The following is a 16,203-nucleotide window of genomic DNA, read 5'->3' as shown; positions in this document are numbered from 1 at the left end:
AAATATACCAGACTGGCTAGAATCAACCCATGGCAAGCGAGCGGGACGATCGGCACGACATCGCGGCATCGATGCACGATCCCCGCATCTCCGACCACGACCAAGAGCTCGTGAACCGTGCCGGACTCGACGACGAGCAGGTCGACCAGATCGTGCGCGTCATGCAGAGCCTGCGCGGGTGGCACGAGGCCGAACGACGCATGAGCGAGGCGTCGAGCCGCTACATGAAGCTCAATCCGACCGACATGCGCGCGTTGCGGTTCCTCATCGCCGCCCGCAACCAGGGCGAGATCGCCACGCCGGGCGCGATCAGCGAGTACCTCGGCATCTCGAGCGCTTCGACGACCAAGCTCCTCGACCGGCTCGAACGCGGCGGCCACATCGTGCGCGCACCGCATCCGAGCGATCGGCGGGCGCTCGCCATCTCGGTGACCGATGCCACTCGCATCGTCGCGCGCGAGTCGGTGGGGCGTCTCCATGCTCGCCGCTTCGACGCCGCGGCGGCGCTCACCCCCGACGAGCGCGAGGTCGTCATCCGGTTCCTCGACGCGCTCAGCGCGACCGAGCGCGAGCACGACTGAGTCGTTCAGCCCTGAGGGACCGCGCGCTCCCAGGACGCGACCGGCCCGTCGACGATCGCGAACAGCGGATGCGCCTCGGGCAGCTCGATGCCCGACCACTGCGCAGCGAGCTCGGGGCTCCTGACCGACAGCTTCCCGAGCAGGTGCTCCCACTCGAGCGCGAGCTGCCCGGTCGTGACCTCGAGCTGCAGTGGGCCAGCGCTCCGCCGGTGCACCTTGCTCGTGTCGAAGTTGTAGCCGCGTGCCGTCGCCTCCTCGGCGATGCCGGCGAGGTGGTCGCCGATCGCGCCGAGCGGGTCGGGCACCGCGCGGAATCGCTCGAGCTGCGGGTGGCGGGTGTACCCCCGGGTCGCACCCTCGAGCACCGCCTGCGCGAGCAGGGTCTCGCGCCAGCAGGCCGTGAGCCCCTGGCGATCGAGGTAGCGCGGATGCAGCGACCAGATCCTCATGCGACGAGCGTACGTCCCGAATCATCTGCGGCCACGCCGGTGCACGGCGTCGAGCATCAAGGCCCGCCGACCGCGACCCGAGACTCCCTTTTGGCCGATCACGTGGAAAGGGGGAGACTGGAGACATGTCTTCCCCCGCTGCCGAAGCGGCAGCCGACGCGCTCCGTCCCGAATCCGAAACCGCAGATTCTCCCGAGGGCTTCACGGTGTTCGCCGTGCTCCGGCGGGATCCCGCGAGGCCCGACGACTACGACGGCCACGACGTGCCCCGTATCGTCGACGAACTCGACGGCGTCATCGCGCTCGTCGAGAACGAGGGGGTCACGCTCCGCGGCATCTACGACGTCTCGGGCCTCCGTGCCGACGCCGACGTCATGCTGTGGCTGCACGGCGACACCGCCGAGGGGCTGCAGTGGGCCCTCCGCGAACTCCGCCGCGCCCGCATCCTGAAGCACCTGCTGCCGACGTGGAACGCCATGGGCGTGCACCGCGACGCCGAGTTCAACAAGTCGCACGTGCCGGGCTTCCTCCGCGGCATCGAGCCCAAGTCGTGGCTCACGGTCTACCCCTTCGTGCGCAGCTACGAGTGGTACCTGCTGCCCGCCGAGGAGCGCAGCCGCATGCTCGCCGACCATGGCCGCAAGGGTGCCGCCTTCCGCGGTGCCATCGCCAACACCGTCAGCGCCTTCGCCCTCGGCGACTACGAGTGGCTGCTGCCGATCGAGTCCGACGAGCTCACCGAGCTCGTCGACCTCATGCGCGAGCTCCGCGCCACCGACGCCCGCCGCCACGTGCGCGAAGAGGTGCCGTTCTACACCGGCCGCCGCATCACGACCGCCGAGCTCGTGGAGGTGCTGCAGTAATGGCCGCGGTCAACCTCGGCTCGGAGGCCGCATCCGCAGCCACTCCCGCCCGTGGCCGCAAGCCGGCCCCCGCGGCATCCGCACCGTGCGCCCTCGGGGCGATCGTGCCGGGCGCGACTCCGGCGGCGCAGGGCGGGCCCGAGCACGTCACCGAGCCCGTCGCCTACGACGCCATCCTGCTCGCCGGCTTCGGCGGGCCAGAGGGCCAAGACGACGTCATCCCGTTCCTCCGGAACGTCACGAGCGGCCGCGGCATCCCCGACGAGCGGCTCGAAGAGGTCGCGCACCACTACCGCCACTTCGGCGGCACGAGCCCGATCAACCAGCAGAACCGCGAGCTGAAGGCCGCGCTCGAGGCCGAGCTCGCGAGCCGCGGCATCGACCTGCCCGTCTACTGGGGCAACCGCAACTGGGACCCCTACCTCAACGACGCGCTCGCCGAGGCGAAGGCCGCCGGCCACACGAAGCTCATTGCCATCGCGACGAGCGCCTACAGCTCGTACTCGAGCTGCCGCCAGTACCGCGAGGACTTCGCGGACGCGCTCGCCGACACCGGCCTCGGCGACGAGGTGCAGATCGACAAGGTGCGGCAGTTCTTCGATCACCCGGGGTTCGTCGCCCCCTTCGTCGAGGGCGTGCGTGACGGGCTCGCGGGGCTCGAGGCATCCGCCGACCTCGATCGCACGACCGAGATCGAGGTGCTGTTCGCGACGCACTCGATCCCGTCGACCGATGCTGCGAAGTCGGGTCCGGCTGAGCGCGGCTTCGGCGAGGGCGGCGCGTATGCCGCGCAGCACCGCGCGGTCGCCGAGGTCGTCATGGCCAAGGCGGGGGCAGCGGATGTCCCGTGGCAGCTCGTCTACCAGTCGCGCAGCGGCCCGCCGTCGATGCCGTGGCTCGAACCCGACATCAACGACGCCATCGAGGAGCTGCCCGCCGCGGGTCGCAAGGCCGTCGTCATCGTGCCGCTCGGCTTCGTGAGCGACCACATGGAGGTGCTCTGGGACCTCGACAACGAGGCGCTCGAGACCGCGGAGCAGCACGGCCTCGCTGCGGTTCGCGTGCCGACGCCCGGCACCCACCCCGCCTACGTCGCCGGTCTCGTCGACCTCGTGCTCGAGCGCGTCAACGGCACGCCCGTCGCCGAGCGGCCCGCCGAGACCGAGCTCGGCCCCTGGTACGACGTCTGCCGCCCTGGATGCTGCGAGAACGTCCGACTCGGGTTCCGGCCCGCACTCGCCGGGATCGCGCCGTGAGCGGCGTCATCCGCGTCGGCACCCGGGGCAGCGCCCTCGCGATGGCCCAGACCCGGCAGATCTCCGAACGGCTCGCCAAGGCCGCAGGTGCCGAGATCGAGCTCGTGCCGATCACGACCCAGGGCGACACCTCGCGGGCGTCGCTCGCGTCGATCGGCGGCACCGGGGTGTTCGCGGCGGCCCTCCGCGAGGCGCTCCTCGCCGGCGACTGCGATGTCGTCGTGCACTCCCTGAAAGACCTGCCGACCGCCGAGCACGAGGGGCTGCGCCTCGGCGCGGTGCCGAAGCGGGCCGACGCCCGCGACGCGCTCTGCGCCCGCGACGGGCTCACGCTCGCGACCCTGCCCGAAGGCGCGCGTGTCGGCACCGGGTCGCCGCGCCGCATCGCCCAGCTCGGCGCCGCGCGCCCCGACGTGGTCGCCGTCGACCTGCGCGGCAACATCGACACGCGCCTCGGCAAGGTCGAGTCGGGTGAGCTCGACGCCGTGCTGCTCGCCGCAGCCGGCCTCGGCCGCATCGGCCGCTCCGACGCCGTCACCGACCTCTTGTCGCTCGGCGACTGGCCGACCGCACCGGGTCAGGGCGCACTCGCGATCGAGGTGCGCCGCGGCGGCCTCGACCGTTCGCTCGAGCGCGCGCTCGACGCCGTCGACCACACGACGACGCGCGCGACGGTGCTCGCCGAGCGTCTCGTGCTCGCCGGCCTCGAGGCCGGATGCTCGGCTCCCATCGGCGCGACGGCCTTCATGGAGGACGAACTTCTGTTCCTCTCGGCGAGCGTGTACAGTGCCGACGGGGCCCGGCGACTCATGAGTTCGCACGCGGCCACCCCTGAAAGCCGCTCTGCCGCCGACCTGGCGGACGCGGCACGCGACCTCGCCGAACGCGTCGTCGCGGAACTCCTCGGCAACGGCGCCGCTGATCTTGCACCACCAGAGGAGTCGCTGTGAGCGAATTCGAACCGATGACGGGTGCCATCAACCTGCCTGCCTCCGCCGGCAAGCCGCTCGCCGGTTGGCGAGTGCTCGTGCCGCGCGGCGGGCCCTGGGGCGATGGCGTCGCCGCTGCCTTGCGCGCCCGTGGCGCGTCGCCCGTGGTCGCGCCCCTCATCAACTTCGCGCCGAGCGACGACCAGGCGGCGCTCGAGGCGGCGCTCGCGAAGCTCGCCGCCGGCGGGTTCGACTGGCTCACGGTCACGAGCGCGACGACGGTCGACGTGCTGTCGACGTACAACGCCGTCATCCCCGAGACGACGAAGGTCGCTGCGGTCGGCGAGACCACCGCAGCCGCCCTCGTCGCGGCGGGGTACCAGGCCGACATCGTGCCCTCCGAAGACAACTCCGCCCGAGGCATGCTCGAGGAGTGGGAGGCCGCGACCGAGGGCGCGACCGGGCTCAACGTGCTCGCCCTGCGTTCGGCGATCGCGAAGCAGGTGCTCTCCATCGGCCTCGAACGCATGGGGCATCACGTCGAGGCCGTCGTGGCCTACCGCACGATCGGCGTTCCGGTCTCTCCGAAGGTCGCCGATGACGTGCGCTCGGGCCGCGTCAACGCGGTGCTCGTGACCTCGGGCAGCGTCGCCGAGCAGGTGCAACAGCAGCTCGGCCCGATCCCCGAGTCGATCCTCGTGGCCGCGATCGGCCCGCAGACGAAGAAGGACGCCGCCCAGGTCGGCCTCCGGGTCGACGTGGTCGCGCGCGAGCGCACCGCGGAGTCGCTCATCGACGCCGTGGTCGAGGCCGCGACGGCCAAGGCCTGACCCGCTTCTCCCGACGACCGCCCAGCCGGTGAGACGTAGGCTTGTCGGGTGAGTTCCACGCCCGTTCCCCGTGTCCGCCCGCGCCGACTGCGTGAGACCCCGGCGCTCCGCCGCCTCGTCTCCGAGACCCGGCTGCACCCCGCCGAGCTCGTGCTCCCGATCTTCGTGCGCGAGGGCGTCTCCGCCCCGGTGCCGATCGGCTCGATGCCGGGCGTCGTGCAGCACTCCCTCTCGAGCCTGCCCGACGCGATCGAGCAGGCTGCGGCAGCCGGTGTCGGCGGCGTGATGCTGTTCGGCGTTCCCGAGGTGCGCGATGCGCACGGCTCGGGGGCCACCGACCCCGGCGGCATCCTCAACCTCGCGACGGGTGTCGCCGCCGAGGCATCCGCGGGCCGGCTCGTCGTGCAGACCGACCTCTGCCTCGACGAGTTCACCGACCACGGTCACTGCGGCGTGCTCGACGAGCGGGGCCGGGTCGACAACGACGCGACCCTCGAGCGGTACACGTCGATGGCCCTTGCGCAGGCACGGGCGGGCTCCGAGCTGCTCGGCCTCTCGGGCATGATGGACGGCCAGGTCGCCGCGGTGCGCGACGCGCTCGACGACGCCGGGCACCACGACACCGCGATCCTCGCCTACTCGGCGAAGTACGCGAGCGCGTTCTACGGGCCGTTCCGCGACGCGGTCGAGTCGACGCTCGAGGGCGACCGGCGGTCGTACCAGCTCGATCCCGGCAATCGTCGCGAGGGGCTCCGGGAGGCGATGATCGACATCGACGAGGGTGCCGACGTCGTCATGGTCAAGCCCGCGGGAAGCTACCTCGACGTGCTCGCCGACGTCGCCGCGGCATCCGAGGTGCCGGTCTGGGCCTACCAGGTGTCGGGGGAGTACTCGATGATCGAGGCGGCCGCCGCTCACGGCTGGATCGACCGCAAGCGCGCCGTCATCGAGTCGGTGCGAGGCATCCGCCGCGCCGGCGCCGATGCCGTGCTCACCTACTGGGCCGTCGAACTGGCCGAGTGGATCCGCGAAGGAGACGCCGCATGAGCGCGCAGACCAACGACGAGCTCTTCGCCCGCGCGCAGGCCGCGATCCCGGGCGGGGTCAACTCGCCCGTGCGCGCGTTCCGCTCGGTGGGCGGCACGCCCCGCTTCCTCGTGAGCGCCCGCGGCCCGTACGTCACCGACGTCGAGGGCCGCGAGTACGTCGACCTCGTCGCGGGCTGGGGCCCCGCGATCCTGGGTCACGCCGACCAGCGGGTCATCGGGGCGGTGACGGATGCCGCGGCGCGCGGCCTCTCGTTCGGCGCCTCGACCCCGGCCGAGACCGAACTCGCCGAGCTCGTCGAGGCGCGCGTCGCCCCGGTCGAGAAGCTGCGCCTCGTCTCGACGGGCACCGAGGCGACGATGAGCGCCATCCGCCTGGCCCGCGGTTTCACGGGACGCGACCTGCTCGTGAAGTTCGCCGGGCACTACCACGGCCACTCCGACGGCCTCCTCGCCGAGGCCGGTTCGGGCCTCGCGACCTTCGCGCTCCCCGGCTCGGCGGGCGTGCCGGCCGGTATCGCGGCGCTCACGCTCGTGGTGCCCTACAACGACCTCGACGCGCTCGCCGCGGTGTTCGCCGAGCACGGCGACCGCATCGCCGCCGTCATCACCGAGGCGGCGGCGGCGAACATGGGAGTCGTGCCGCCGGTCGCCGGGTTCAACCGCGCGGTCGTCGAGCTGGCGCACGCGCACGGCGCGCTCGTCATCTCCGACGAGGTGCTCACGGGCTTCCGCGTCTCGGCCGCCGGATGGTGGGGCCTCGAAGACGGCACCGACACCTCGTACACTCCAGACCTGTTGACCTTCGGCAAGGTCATCGGCGGCGGCATGCCGGTCGCCGCTCTCGGCGGCCGCGCCGAGATCATGGAGCAGCTCGCACCGCTCGGCCCGGTCTACCAGGCAGGCACGCTCTCCGGGAACCCGGTCGCGGTCGCGGCCGGCGTCGCGACCCTCAGGGCAGCGGATGCCTCGGTGTACCGCAAGCTCGACGCCACCGCCGAGGCCATCAGCGACGCGGTCTCGGCCGCCCTCGACGCCGAGGGGGTCGCGCACCGCGTGCAGTACGCCGGCAACCTCTTCAGCTTCGTCTTCGGCGACGAAGCCGCTGGCGCAGCCGTGCGCGACTACGCGACCGTGCAGCGGCAGGAGTCGTGGCGCTACGCGCCGTTCTTCCACGCGATGCTCGACGCCGGCGTCTCGCTGCCGCCGAGCGTGTTCGAGGCGTGGTTCGTCACGGCGGCGCACGACGACACGGCGATCGCCCGGGTGTTCGAGGCCCTTCCGGCAGCGGCGCGCGCCGCGGCATCCGCTCGGCCGCCGGAGAACGCGTAACCGACTGAACCGGTGCACGAGGTTTCCTGCAGCAAACCGTTATGGCTTTGTGGGGCGTCGACACGCCACGCGGCGCGCGACTCGGGCAGGATGGAAGCATGGCGAAACTGCGCGTGCACACCGACCGGATCGAGGTTCACCTCACCCCGGCCGAGAAGTCGCTCGCGCTCCGCAGTGCCGACCTCGTCGTGCAGCGCGACGACATCCGCTCGGCGACGATCACCGACGACCCCTGGATCTGGATCCGCGGCATCCGTCGTCGCGGCACTGAGGTGCCCCTCGTCGTCGCCGTCGGCGTGTGGAAGTACCACGGCGGCAGCGACTTCGTGATCGTCAAGGGCAAGCGCCAGGCCGTCGTGCTCGAACTCGCAGCGGGCGAGTTCACCCGCATCATCCTGAGCACGAATCACGCTGCAGAGCTCATCGACCGGCTGAAGCTCACCGCGACGCCCGACGTCGTCGAGGGCGACTGACCGTTCCCAGCGCCGAGCGCCGCGGCATCGGCTCAGGCTCAGGCTCAGGCGAAGGCGAACAGCACGAAGCCGATGAGCGGCAGCGTGCCCTGCACGAGAGCGGGCTTCAGGTAGCCGCGGCCCGTCGTCGTCAGCACCGCGGCTGCGAGCACCATGCACGCGGTCGTGAAGAGCACGAGGGTCTTGCCGACGGGCATGGCGCCGGCCCAGTAGATCGCGAGGCCGAGCGCCGCGCCGATGCCGAGGAAGAGGTTGTAGAAGCCCTGGTTGTAGGCCATGGGCTTCGTGACGTCGGCGGCCGCCTGGTCGGCGACGCCGAAGCGCTTCCAGGTCGAGGGCCGGGTCCACCAGACGCTCTCCATGAGGAAGATGTAGCCGTGCAGCAGCGCGGCGAGGGCGACGAACACGGTTCCGATGACGGCCATGCCGCGATCGTACGAGCCCGCGTGCACAACTCCGGAGATTTGGGGCGACACGCCGCGCGGCGGCGGCGAACGACGGCGTGTCGGCCGCTCGTTCCGAAGTTGCGCACGCGGCTCTCTCGCCGTCAGCTCACGCCGCGAACCGTTCGGCCTCGGCGAACCGCTGCGCTGCGTCGAGCGTGGCCGCGAGCGCCACTCGACGCGAACCCTCGACGTCGGAGTTCACCACGGTCGGTGCGAAGTGCACCTCCTCGACTTCGGCGACGCCGATGAAGCCGAGCCAGTCGCGGAAGAAGTTGGTCGTGAAGTCGGCCCCGAACGCCGGGGGCAGCCATTCGGCGTAGACCCCGCTGGTGTAGACCACGAAGGCCCGCTTGCCCTGCAGCAGGCCGCGGTAGCCGGTCTCGGGGTCGAACGCGAACGACCATCCCGGCTGCGTGATCACGTCGATGAGCTGCTTCAGCGGGTACGGCACCCCGGCGTTCCAGAACGGCACGTTGAAGACGAGAGTGTCGGCGGCGTCGAACCGGTCGAACACCACGCGCGCGTCGCGCCAGGCATCCTGTTGTTCAGCGGTCTGCTCCTGCCCGCCGAAGACGGCCATCTTGGCGCCGGCCGCAACAGTGCCGAATTCGGGCAGCGAGCCGTCGAAGACGTCGAGGCGGTCGACCGTCAACCCGCCGTCGGCGTCTCGGAGCTCGTCGACGAAACGGGTCGCCAGCTCGAGCGAGCGGCTGGCCTCGCCCCTGGCGGATGCGTTGACGTGCAGCAGGTGGGTCATCTCGTGTCCTTCACTGGTGTTCGGCGGGGATCCGGGAATGGATGGAGCCTCGTGACGGTTTCGATCGTCACATCGCCGCGAAACCGGCACCAGCAGGCACTTCCGAGTGCCGTGGGATGCCGGAGGTGCCCATCCATCCGTCGCCGAACGAGTTCTGGAGACACCGTGACCCTGACCGCCGAACAGCAGCGCGCCGCAGCGAAGGACGCCTACGCGTCGTATCTCGCCGAATGCCCGTCGCGACAAGTGCTCGACATCCTCGGAGCCAAGTGGGCGACGCTCGTGCTGCTGCCGCTCGCCGAGGGGCCGAAGCGGCATTCGCAGTTGCGTGCCCGCATCGCGGGCGCGAGCCAGAAGATGTTGACGGAGACCCTGCGGCTGCTCGAGCGCGACGGTTTCGTGGCCCGTGAGGTGAAGCAGGTCTTCCCGGCGCACGTCGAGTATTCGCTCACGCCGCTCGGCGAGAGCCTCATGCCGATCCTCTGGCACATGAAGGACTGGGCCGAGGTGAACATGGCCGAGGTCGAGGCGAATCGCCGCGCCGCCGCGCGTTGAACGGGCACGCCGCGTAGCTGAGCAGTCAGCCTTGCGGGTCGGTGCCGAACTCCACTCGCTCGATGGTGGCCGGAACCCCGAGAAAGCGCTCGACCTCGGCGACGGATGCCGCGAGCCCGCGCTCCTCGTCGGCGGAGAACGTGCGCCACGGCACGAGCCGCACGACAGCGCGCTTCGGCTGCACGACCGGAGCCCACCGACCCGCCATCACGCCGTCGATCATGAGCGCGTGCAGCGACGTCTCGGCGTGCACGGCCTCGATGCCATCGGGCAGCAGGTAGGAACGCCGCGCGGCGTAGCCCATGATGTATTCGTCGTAGGCCTGCAGCAGGTCGACCGTGCCGGTCAGTGGGGGCGGAGCGTCGAGCGCCGATGCCGTCGTCTCGACGTCGTGCCAGTGTGTCGCGCCGTCGATCTCGATCGTCTCCGCAGGGCCGCCGCTGCCGCTGCCACCGCCACCGTCGCCGGCGACGACCGCCGCGAACGCCCGCCGCGTGTCGCCGAGCGTGAAACCCGACCACGCCGCGAAGTCGCGATCGGTCACCGGCCCGCGCGAGCGGATGAATCGTGCCGCGAGCTCGACGAGCGCCTCCTCACGCGGCTTCGGGGCCGACGCCGGCACGCGCTCGTCGAAGGCCGCGTAGGTGCGCTGCTTGCCCACGTTCGCGCCGCTGATCGCGACCCGTTCGAGCTCCGCGAGCATGAGCACGTAGGTGAAGCCGAGCCCGGTCGACGGCTGCCCGGCCGCCCCGAGCGCCGCAGCGAGCTCCGCCCGGGTGCGGTGGCCGCCCTCGAGTGAGGCAGCGACGACGTCGAGGGCGCGCACGCCTGTCTCGCCGTCGACGCCCGTGCGGCGGTAGTACGTCGCGTTCGCGCGATGCACGCGCTCGGCCGAGAGCTCCATGAGCCACCGGGCATCGGCCGGGTCGACGAAGTGCCACGTCGGTCGCAGCACGTGCGTGCGCAGTATCTCCCCGCGATCGAGCGCCGCGGTGACGCCGGCCAGGTCGGGCCGGTCGGGCCCGGCCGGCACCCGCATCGCGAGCCCCCACTGCGCCGGCACGAACTCCTGCGACTGCACGGCGACGAAGTCGCGCACGACGTCGGTGATCGCGCCCGCGCGCACCGCACGCAACCCCTGCACGTGCAAGCGGATGCGTCGGAGCTCGGCGAGCTGCACCCCTACGACACGTCCCGTCGCCAGGTCGTCGCCCCGCCGATCACGGTCGCGACGACCGCGATGCCGAGCAGCACGAGTCCGCCCTGCCACCAGTCGAGGGTGTCGGTCGAACCGAGCGACGCCATGTTGTAGAAGGATGCCCCGACGAGCGCGTCGCTCGCGGCGCCCGGCAGGAACCGGCCGATCGACGCGGTGACGTCGCTGAGCGAGGCGACGAGCCGCAGGATCGGCTCGAGGAATTGGGTGAACGCGATCACGATGACGATCGCCGCCACCTGGTTGACCACGAGCACGCCGAGGCCGACGCCGATCGCGCCCCACAGGGCCATGGCGAGCACGCCTCGGCCGATGAGCGCCCACGTGTCGCTCGAATCGAGGCCCGTGTCGAGGCCGAAGGCGGCGAGCGCCGCCGAGCCGGTGCCGACGGAGACCGCGAACGCGATGACGCCGAGGCCCGCGCCGATCACGAGCTGCGACAGGAATTTCGCGCTGAGCACGACCGTTCGGTGCGGCTCGGCGAGGAAGGTCGGCGTGAGCGTCTTGTGGCGGAACTCCCCGGTCACGGCGAGGGCACCGAGCAGCACCGGGAAGACGTAGCCGACCGATGACGCGAAGCTGTAGATCAGCGGGGCCAGGGTGGCCCCGGGCGGCAGCGTCGTGTTGCCGCCGGCGGAGGCCGCGGCATCCGGATTCTCGGAGGCCCAGCCCAGGAAGGCGCCGAGCCCGCCCGACATGAACGCGACGTAGGCGGCGAGGAGGATCGCGAGGAGCCACCACATGCGGGTGGTGAAGACCTTCTGGAATTCGGAGCCGATCGCGCGCACGAGGTTCACGACTCCTCACCCCCGCCGACGAGCGAGAGGAAGGACTCCTCGAGGCCGGATTTCAGGCGATGGAGGGCGGCGAGCTCGACCCCGCCGACGAACGCCGCGTGGCCGACCTTCGCGGGATCGGGTTCATCGACGATGAAGCCGCTGCGACCCTCGGTGTAGGCGAGGCCCGCCGCGTCGAGCGCGGCGGCGAGCGCCGGCCGGTCGGGCGAGTCGGCGATCGTGCGCGGCGCCGAGTCGAGTTCGAGGCTCGCGAGGGTGCCGCTCTTCATGAGCCGGCCCTTCGCGATGATGACGACCTCGTCGACGCTCTGCTGCACCTCGCTGAGCAGGTGCGAGGAGACGAGCACCGTGCGACCCTCGCGGGCGAGGTTCTGCAGGAACCCGCGGATCCACTTGATGCCCTCGGGGTCGAGGCCGTTGATCGGCTCGTCGAGCACGAAGACGCCGGGGTCGCCGAGCAGCGTGTACGCGAGGGCGAGGCGCTGCCGCATGCCGAGGGAGTAGCCGCCGACGCGGCGGTCGGCGTACTCCGACATGCCCACTTGCTCGAGCACGGCCGGCACGCGGGCCACGGAGAGGCCCGCGGCGGTCGCGTACACCTTGAGGTGGTTGCGTGCCGTGCGGCCCGGATGGAAGTTCGCGTCGAGTGCCGCGCCCACCGTCTCGAGCGGCCGAGGCAGCGCGGAGTACGGGGTGCCGTCGAAGGTCGCGGTGCCGGCACTCGCGCGCTCGAGGCCGAGCAGCACCCGCAGCGTCGTCGTCTTGCCGGCCCCGTTCGGGCCGAGGAACCCGGTGACCTTGCCCGGCTGCACCGTGAAACTCAGGTCGTCGACCGCGGTCACCGGGCCGAAATGCTTGCTGAGCCCCGAGATCTCGATCGGGATGCCGCTCGCCATGCGCTCTCCTCACGTGGGGGCGGGCTCGAGCGCACAGGTCGTACCCCCGCACGACCCGGGCAGCCAGGCCGCCTTGCGCTCACCCTAGCGAGCAAGCGGGGCCGGATGCATCCGTCGCACGGGGGATTCGCGGATTGGCGCGAGATCGCGGTCGTCAGTTGAGCGGCCGGATGCCCTCGGGCAGCACGCCGCCGTCGTAGAGATTCGTCGCGAGGTCCTGCAGGGCGCCGAGGGCGACGCGCTGCGTCGTGGGCCCGTACGAGACGCGGGAGACGCCGACCTCTTGCAGGCGTGCGGGCGCCGGCACGCCGGGCAGGCCGATGAGCGTGACCTTCAGCTCGCCGATGCCTGCCACGAGCTGGGTCACCACCTCTTCGCCGAACATGCCGGGCACGAAGACGCTCGTCGCGCCGGCGTCGAGGTAGGCGCGGCCGCGCTCGATCGCGTCGGCGACGTTGACCTCGAGCGGGCGCTCGCGCCCGCGGAGGAATGCGTCGGTGCGGGCGTTCAGGGCGAACGGCACGCCTTCGGCGTCGGCAGCGGCCACTGCGGCGGTCACGGCGGCGACCGAGTCGGCGAGCGGCTTCAGCTGGTCTTCGAGGTTCGCACCGGCGATGCCCTCGCCGATCGCGCGGCGGATGGTGTCGCCGGCGTCGCCGTAGCCCGCTTCGAGGTCGGCGCTCACGGGCACGTCGACGGCGCGCGCGATGCGACCGCACATGTCGAGCATGAGCTCGATCGGGATCTGCTCGCCGTCGGCGTAGCCGAACGACGCGGCGATGGAGTGGCTCGCGGTCGCCAGCGCGCGGGTCTGCGGCAGGGCGGCGACCGCGGTGGCGCTCACGACGTCCCAGACGTTCACCACCTGGAGCAGTTCGGGGTCGGTGTGCAGGCGGCGGAGTTCGGCGGCGGTTTCGGCGAGAGTCATGATGCCAGCGTATGGCGGCTCGATGACGCGTGTCGCCGGGTCACCGGGTCGGGTCCGATTCCCGCGCGCCAGGCGAGCGGGTCAGGCGGTCGCGGGTCAGGCGAGCGCCGCGGCGAGTCCGTCGAGCAGTCGCTCGACGTCGTTCGCGTCGTTGTACGGCGCGAGCCCGACCCGAAGGCCGCCGGCGTCGCCGAGCCCGAGCCGCCGCGACGCCTCGAGTGCGTAGAAGTTGCTGCTCGGCGCGAGCACCTTTCCCTCGGCGAGCCGCTTCGTGACGACGGATGCCTCGTGGCCCGAGAACGTCATCAGGAGCGTGGGAGTTCGGCGTGCCGCCCGCGACCACACGGTGACTCCGGGCAGCTCGGCGAGCCCGGCGTCGAGGCGGGTGCGCAGGGTCTCCTCGTGTTCGTGCAGTGCCGCGTACGACGCGACGAGCCGCGCACGGCGTGAGCCCGCGGCATCCGCTTCGCCGTCACCGGCGAGGCCCGCCAGGGCGTCGATCGCGGCCGTGCCGCCCGCGAGCAGCTCGTAGGGCAGGGTGCCGAACTCGAACCGCTCGGGCACGACGTTCGTCGAGGGCGCGAGCTTGTCGGGCGCGATCGACTCGAGCAGCTCGGGGTCGGCCGCGAGCACGCCGAAGTGCGGCCCGAGGAACTTGTACGGCGAGCACGTGAAGAAGTCGGCGCCGAGCGTTCCGATGGCGGGCAGCTCGTGCGCCGTGTAGTGCACGCCGTCGACGTAGACGAGGGCGCCGACGGCGTGCGCGGCCGCGGCGATGGCCGGGATGTCGGGCATCGTGCCGATGAGGTTCGAGGCCGCGGTGACGGCGACGAGCCGGGTTCGGTTCGACAGCAGCGCGGTGACGGCCTCGGCCGGCAGTTCGCCCGTGGCGGGGTCGAAGTCGGCCCAGCGCACCACGGCGCCGACGCGCTCGGCGGCCTGCACCCACGGGCGCACGTTCGAGTCGTGGTCGAGCCGCGTGACGACGACCTCGTGGCCGGCGGCCCACTGCTTCGAGAGGTGCCGTGAGAAGTCGTAGGCGAGCTGGGTGGCGCTGCGGCCCTGCACGATGCCGCGCGGGTGCCCGTCGACGAGATCGGCCATCGCGAGCCGGAACCCGTGCACCGCGGCCTCGGCGCGCTCCTCCGAGACGCCGGTCGTGCCGCGGTTCGAGAGCGGGCCGGTGAGCACGGATGCCACCGCGTCGCCCACCGACCGCGGCGTCTGCGTGCCACCAGGGCCGTCGAACTGCGCCCACCCGCTCTCGAGCGACGGGAACTCCGAACGGATGCGCGTGACGTCGTAGGCCATGGAGCGAGGATAACGACCCTCGGATCACCCCGCACGGATAGCATGCACACATGGGCGAGGTGGGAGCCGAGGCATCCGGTGACCCGATCGGCGGACAGCCGGCCGGTGGGGCGCCGACCGGTGGGGTGCCGATGCCCGTCGCACGTCGGCGCCGGTTCTCGTTCAACGCCCTGTTCGACGGCTTCTTCTTCGTGTACGCGGGCATCGCTGCGATCTGGCTCGCGTGGCTCGTGCTCACCGAGTCGTTCGCGTTCGGCTGGTTCGGCATCCTGTTCTTCATCGCCTTCTGGATCGTGCTCGCCTACCTCGTGCTGCCGCGACTGCACCGGATCCTCACGACGATCTACGTGCCCGACTACTTCATCGGGCGGGCGCGCACGAGCGACGGGCTGCTCGGCGACCCGGTGAACCTCGCCTTCGACGGCGACGAGGCGACGTTGCACGCGGCTCTCGAACGCGCAGGCTGGACGCGGGCCGACGACGTGAACGGCGCGTCGAGCTGGCGCATCATCGCCTCGACGATCACCCGGCGCAGCTACGACGAGGCACCGGTCAGCCCGCTCTTCCTCTTCGGCCGGCAGCAGGACTTCGCCTACCAGCAGGAGGTGGCGGGCAACCCGGCCAAGCGCCATCACGTGCGGTTCTGGCGCACGCCCGACGGCTGGCTGCTGCCCGGCGGACGCCGCGTCGACTGGCTCGCGGCGGGCACCTTCGACCGCGCCGTGGGCTTCTCGCTCTTCACCCTGCAGATCACGCACAAGATCGACGCCGACATCGACATCGAGCGCGACCACATCGTCGACACCGTGATCGCCGCGAACCCCGAGGCCCGCGTCGCGGTGCTCGCCGACTTCTCGACGGGGTATCACTCGAGGAACGGCGGGGGAGACACCATCAGCACCGACGGCGACCTGCCGGTCGTCGACGTCAGTGCGGTGCCGGCCGCGCCGGCCGAGTCGGCACCCGACCGATCGGAGGTCGCCCGATGAGCGTCGAGAAGCGGCCTGCTTTCGAACCGCCCACGGTGCTCGTGCGTCCCGACGCGACGCCGCCCATGATGCGGCGCCCGGTGGCCACGACCTTCGGGGCCGTGCTCGTGGTGCTGCGCGTGCTCGCCGGCGTCATCTGGCTGATCTCCCTCGGGCTCCTGTGGCGGAAGACCCTCGTCGAAGACCTCGGCATCCCGCTCGACTCCGATGCCGAAGCGGATGCCGGCTCGAACGCCGTGCTCATGGTCGTGCTCGCCCTCGGCGCCATCGTGCTCGCCGTCGAGCTGGTGCTCGCGCTCCTCATCTACCGAGGCAGCAACTGGGCTCGCATCACCGTGATGGTCTTCGCGACGCTCAGCATCACGGGGTCGGCGTTCGACTACTTCGGCGCCGACGCCGAGATCACCCTGCGCACGACGCTCGTCACGCTCGCGCTCGACATCCTCGTGCTGCTCGCGCTCTCGAGCCGCAACGCCCGCGCCTATGCGCGGCGCCCGCGGGACCGGGCGATGTGAGGCGAATCGCGACCTCATGCACCCCCGACAGGGT

At 71.6% G+C, this 16,203-nt stretch carries 19 protein-coding genes; 11 read left to right on the top strand and 8 right to left on the bottom strand.

The window, feature by feature from the left end; genetic code table 11:
- The first annotated feature begins 29 nt into the window (after positions 1-29).
- Positions 30-581: a MarR family winged helix-turn-helix transcriptional regulator gene (locus tag VPH61_RS03870; RefSeq protein ID WP_332062193.1), complete on the top strand. Its 552-nt coding sequence runs from the start codon at positions 30-32 to the stop codon at positions 579-581.
- A 5-nt stretch (positions 582-586) separates the two neighbouring features.
- Here the strand turns inward: VPH61_RS03870 and VPH61_RS03865 are convergent, their stop codons facing one another.
- Complete coding sequence (locus VPH61_RS03865; protein WP_332062192.1) at positions 587-1,030, bottom strand: pyrimidine dimer DNA glycosylase/endonuclease V; 444 nt, start codon at positions 1,028-1,030, stop codon at positions 587-589.
- Between the two features lie 125 nt (positions 1,031-1,155).
- Between VPH61_RS03865 and hemQ the strand changes: the two genes are divergently transcribed.
- The 7 genes from hemQ to VPH61_RS03830 all read left to right on the top strand — a co-directional run bounded on the left by hemQ (position 1,156) and on the right by VPH61_RS03830 (position 7,759).
- On the top strand, positions 1,156-1,893 hold the full coding sequence (hemQ, locus tag VPH61_RS03860; protein ID WP_332062191.1) for a hydrogen peroxide-dependent heme synthase: 738 nt from the start codon (positions 1,156-1,158) through the stop codon (positions 1,891-1,893).
- Positions 1,893-3,149, top strand: coding sequence for a ferrochelatase (locus tag VPH61_RS03855; RefSeq protein WP_332062190.1), 1,257 nt, complete (start codon positions 1,893-1,895; stop codon positions 3,147-3,149). The genes hemQ and VPH61_RS03855 overlap by 1 nt, the downstream gene beginning before the upstream one ends.
- Complete coding sequence (gene hemC, locus VPH61_RS03850; protein WP_442879045.1) at positions 3,092-4,099, top strand: hydroxymethylbilane synthase; 1,008 nt, start codon at positions 3,092-3,094, stop codon at positions 4,097-4,099. The genes VPH61_RS03855 and hemC overlap by 58 nt, the downstream gene beginning before the upstream one ends.
- Positions 4,100-4,113: 14 nt before the next feature.
- On the top strand, positions 4,114-4,908 hold the full coding sequence (locus tag VPH61_RS03845; RefSeq protein WP_332062529.1) for a uroporphyrinogen-III synthase: 795 nt from the start codon (positions 4,114-4,116) through the stop codon (positions 4,906-4,908).
- Between the two features lie 48 nt (positions 4,909-4,956).
- Positions 4,957-5,955, top strand: a complete 999-nt coding sequence (hemB, locus tag VPH61_RS03840; RefSeq protein WP_332062188.1) for a porphobilinogen synthase — start codon at positions 4,957-4,959, stop codon at positions 5,953-5,955.
- Positions 5,952-7,286, top strand: coding sequence for a glutamate-1-semialdehyde 2,1-aminomutase (hemL, locus tag VPH61_RS03835; RefSeq protein ID WP_332062187.1), 1,335 nt, complete (start codon positions 5,952-5,954; stop codon positions 7,284-7,286). The genes hemB and hemL overlap by 4 nt, the downstream gene beginning before the upstream one ends.
- A gap of 98 nt (positions 7,287-7,384) precedes the next feature.
- Positions 7,385-7,759 carry a hypothetical protein gene (locus VPH61_RS03830; RefSeq protein ID WP_332062186.1) on the top strand — a complete coding sequence of 125 codons (375 nt, stop codon included), beginning with the start codon at positions 7,385-7,387 and terminating at the stop codon, positions 7,757-7,759.
- A gap of 44 nt (positions 7,760-7,803) precedes the next feature.
- Here the strand turns inward: VPH61_RS03830 and VPH61_RS03825 are convergent, their stop codons facing one another.
- Positions 7,804-8,184: a DUF1304 domain-containing protein gene (locus VPH61_RS03825; RefSeq protein ID WP_332062185.1), complete on the bottom strand. Its 381-nt coding sequence runs from the start codon at positions 8,182-8,184 to the stop codon at positions 7,804-7,806.
- 127 nt (positions 8,185-8,311) lie between these two features.
- Positions 8,312-8,962 carry an FMN-dependent NADH-azoreductase gene (locus VPH61_RS03820; RefSeq protein ID WP_332062184.1) on the bottom strand — a complete coding sequence of 217 codons (651 nt, stop codon included), beginning with the start codon at positions 8,960-8,962 and terminating at the stop codon, positions 8,312-8,314.
- Positions 8,963-9,127: 165 nt separating this feature from the next.
- On the opposite strand from VPH61_RS03820, the gene VPH61_RS03815 reads away from it, so the two are divergent.
- The gene (locus VPH61_RS03815) at positions 9,128-9,517 is read left to right on the top strand and encodes a winged helix-turn-helix transcriptional regulator (RefSeq protein WP_332062183.1); all 390 of its coding nucleotides are present in this window, start codon (positions 9,128-9,130) and stop codon (positions 9,515-9,517) included.
- A 25-nt stretch (positions 9,518-9,542) separates the two neighbouring features.
- On the opposite strand, the gene VPH61_RS03810 is transcribed toward VPH61_RS03815, so the two are convergent.
- From VPH61_RS03810 to VPH61_RS03790, 5 genes are all read right to left on the bottom strand, one after another.
- The gene (locus VPH61_RS03810; protein ID WP_332062182.1) at positions 9,543-10,697 is read right to left on the bottom strand and encodes a winged helix DNA-binding domain-containing protein; all 1,155 of its coding nucleotides are present in this window, start codon (positions 10,695-10,697) and stop codon (positions 9,543-9,545) included.
- Between the two features lie 2 nt (positions 10,698-10,699).
- A complete protein-coding gene (locus VPH61_RS03805; RefSeq protein ID WP_332062181.1) occupies positions 10,700-11,530 on the bottom strand; it encodes an ABC transporter permease in 831 nt (276 codons plus the stop codon).
- Positions 11,527-12,426: an ATP-binding cassette domain-containing protein gene (locus tag VPH61_RS03800; protein WP_332062180.1), complete on the bottom strand. Its 900-nt coding sequence runs from the start codon at positions 12,424-12,426 to the stop codon at positions 11,527-11,529. Before VPH61_RS03800 ends, VPH61_RS03805 begins: the two co-directional genes overlap by 4 nt.
- A 154-nt stretch (positions 12,427-12,580) precedes the next feature.
- Positions 12,581-13,354 carry an isocitrate lyase/PEP mutase family protein gene (locus VPH61_RS03795; protein ID WP_332062179.1) on the bottom strand — a complete coding sequence of 258 codons (774 nt, stop codon included), beginning with the start codon at positions 13,352-13,354 and terminating at the stop codon, positions 12,581-12,583.
- Positions 13,355-13,450: 96 nt separating this feature from the next.
- Positions 13,451-14,665, bottom strand: coding sequence for a cysteine desulfurase-like protein (locus VPH61_RS03790; RefSeq protein WP_332062178.1), 1,215 nt, complete (start codon positions 14,663-14,665; stop codon positions 13,451-13,453).
- Between the two features lie 50 nt (positions 14,666-14,715).
- On the opposite strand from VPH61_RS03790, the gene VPH61_RS03785 reads away from it, so the two are divergent.
- Both VPH61_RS03785 and VPH61_RS03780 read left to right on the top strand, forming a co-directional pair.
- Positions 14,716-15,654: an LssY C-terminal domain-containing protein gene (locus tag VPH61_RS03785; protein ID WP_332062177.1), complete on the top strand. Its 939-nt coding sequence runs from the start codon at positions 14,716-14,718 to the stop codon at positions 15,652-15,654.
- Positions 15,651-16,169, top strand: coding sequence for a hypothetical protein (locus tag VPH61_RS03780; protein ID WP_332062176.1), 519 nt, complete (start codon positions 15,651-15,653; stop codon positions 16,167-16,169). The genes VPH61_RS03785 and VPH61_RS03780 overlap by 4 nt, the downstream gene beginning before the upstream one ends.
- Positions 16,170-16,203 lie beyond the last annotated feature (34 nt).

It is taken from the genome of Agromyces sp. CCNWLW203, from assembly GCF_036576125.1.
Classification (GTDB): domain Bacteria; phylum Actinomycetota; class Actinomycetes; order Actinomycetales; family Microbacteriaceae; genus Agromyces.
The sequence above is the reverse complement of the archived record's forward strand: the minus strand, read 5'-3'. Positions and strand labels throughout refer to the sequence as shown.

Coding starts and splice junctions, on each gene's coding strand:
- hemQ (WP_332062191.1), top strand. CDS start 1,156: ATGTCTTCCCCCGCTGCCGAAGCGGCAGCCGACGCGCTCCGTCCCGAA.
- VPH61_RS03830 (WP_332062186.1), top strand. CDS start 7,385: ATGGCGAAACTGCGCGTGCACACCGACCGGATCGAGGTTCACCTCACC.
- VPH61_RS03825 (WP_332062185.1), bottom strand. CDS start 8,184: ATGGCCGTCATCGGAACCGTGTTCGTCGCCCTCGCCGCGCTGCTGCAC.
- VPH61_RS03855 (WP_332062190.1), top strand. CDS start 1,893: ATGGCCGCGGTCAACCTCGGCTCGGAGGCCGCATCCGCAGCCACTCCC.
- VPH61_RS03785 (WP_332062177.1), top strand. CDS start 14,716: ATGGGCGAGGTGGGAGCCGAGGCATCCGGTGACCCGATCGGCGGACAG.
- VPH61_RS03800 (WP_332062180.1), bottom strand. CDS start 12,426: ATGGCGAGCGGCATCCCGATCGAGATCTCGGGGCTCAGCAAGCATTTC.
- hemC (WP_442879045.1), top strand. CDS start 3,092: ATGCTGCGAGAACGTCCGACTCGGGTTCCGGCCCGCACTCGCCGGGAT.
- VPH61_RS03780 (WP_332062176.1), top strand. CDS start 15,651: ATGAGCGTCGAGAAGCGGCCTGCTTTCGAACCGCCCACGGTGCTCGTG.
- VPH61_RS03865 (WP_332062192.1), bottom strand. CDS start 1,030: ATGAGGATCTGGTCGCTGCATCCGCGCTACCTCGATCGCCAGGGGCTC.
- VPH61_RS03845 (WP_332062529.1), top strand. CDS start 4,114: ATGACGGGTGCCATCAACCTGCCTGCCTCCGCCGGCAAGCCGCTCGCC.
- VPH61_RS03790 (WP_332062178.1), bottom strand. CDS start 14,665: ATGGCCTACGACGTCACGCGCATCCGTTCGGAGTTCCCGTCGCTCGAG.
- VPH61_RS03870 (WP_332062193.1), top strand. CDS start 30: ATGGCAAGCGAGCGGGACGATCGGCACGACATCGCGGCATCGATGCAC.
- VPH61_RS03795 (WP_332062179.1), bottom strand. CDS start 13,354: ATGACTCTCGCCGAAACCGCCGCCGAACTCCGCCGCCTGCACACCGAC.
- hemL (WP_332062187.1), top strand. CDS start 5,952: ATGAGCGCGCAGACCAACGACGAGCTCTTCGCCCGCGCGCAGGCCGCG.
- VPH61_RS03820 (WP_332062184.1), bottom strand. CDS start 8,962: ATGACCCACCTGCTGCACGTCAACGCATCCGCCAGGGGCGAGGCCAGC.